This window comes from Thermus sp. NMX2.A1 (genome assembly GCF_000511705.1).
Lineage (GTDB): Bacteria > Deinococcota > Deinococci > Deinococcales > Thermaceae > Thermus > Thermus scotoductus.
This window is the reverse complement of record NZ_ATNI01000029.1, coordinates 1-795: the sequence shown is the minus strand read 5'-3', so window position 1 is coordinate 795 and position 795 is coordinate 1. Positions and strand designations below refer to the sequence as shown.

Annotated in this window: 2 protein-coding genes; both read left to right on the top strand. The window is 64.0% G+C overall.

From position 1 onward, the window contains the following. Positions 1-34 precede the first annotated feature (34 nt). Positions 35-442: an IS5 family transposase gene (locus TNMX_RS02035; protein WP_038028980.1), complete on the top strand. Its 408-nt coding sequence runs from the start codon at positions 35-37 to the stop codon at positions 440-442. Next, positions 436-795, top strand: a 360-nt coding sequence (locus tag TNMX_RS02030; protein WP_084221114.1) for a transposase, incomplete at its 3' end; no start/stop codon positions are given. The genes TNMX_RS02035 and TNMX_RS02030, both read left to right, overlap by 7 nt.

Below are 795 nucleotides of genomic sequence, written 5' to 3'. Positions count from 1 at the left end.
AGAGACTGTCGTAAAAGTCCGCTATACTTGAAGGGTGGCTTCTACACGGAGATCTTACCCCAGCAACCTGTCGGACGCGGAGTGGGCCATCCTGGAGCCGTTGATCCCCGCCCCCAAGCCCGGTGGCCGACCCGCAAAGGTGCCGAGGAGGGAGATCGTCAGCGCCATACTTTACGTCCTGGAAAACGGCATCAAGTGGCGGGCCATGCCTCACGACTTGCCCCACTGGTCCACGGTCTACCACTACTTCCGCAAGTGGCAGGAAGGGGTTTGGGAGAAGGTAGCTCAGGTTCTGGTCCGTCGTGACCGGGAGCGGGGAGGACGGTATGCCTCCCCGAGTGCCCTGGTTATGGACAGCCAGTCGGTGAAGACGAGTGAAAAGGGGGGCCCCGGGGACACGACGGGGCGAAGAAGGTCAAAGGGAGGAAGCGGCAGATCCTGACGGACACGGGGGGCCGTCTTTTGAAGGCCTTTGTCCACCCGGCCAATGAGCACGACAAGTGGGGTGGGCAGGCGTTGCTTTTGGGGATGGACCTCTCCTTGTGGCCCCGGGTACGCAAGCTCTTTGTGGACTGGGGTTACCGGGGTTTGCGGGAGGTGGCTAGGGGGCTGGAACTGGAGCTGGAGGTGGTGGCCCGTCCTTACGCGGGGGTGCGGGGGGTCTGGGTGCGGGAGGGGGAGGAGGTGCCGGAGATCCCGCGGGAGGGTGGGTTCAAGCCCCTGCCCAAGCGGTGGGTGGTGGAGCGGACCTTTGCCTGGATGGGGCGAAACCGACGGCTGGGGAAAGATTACGAG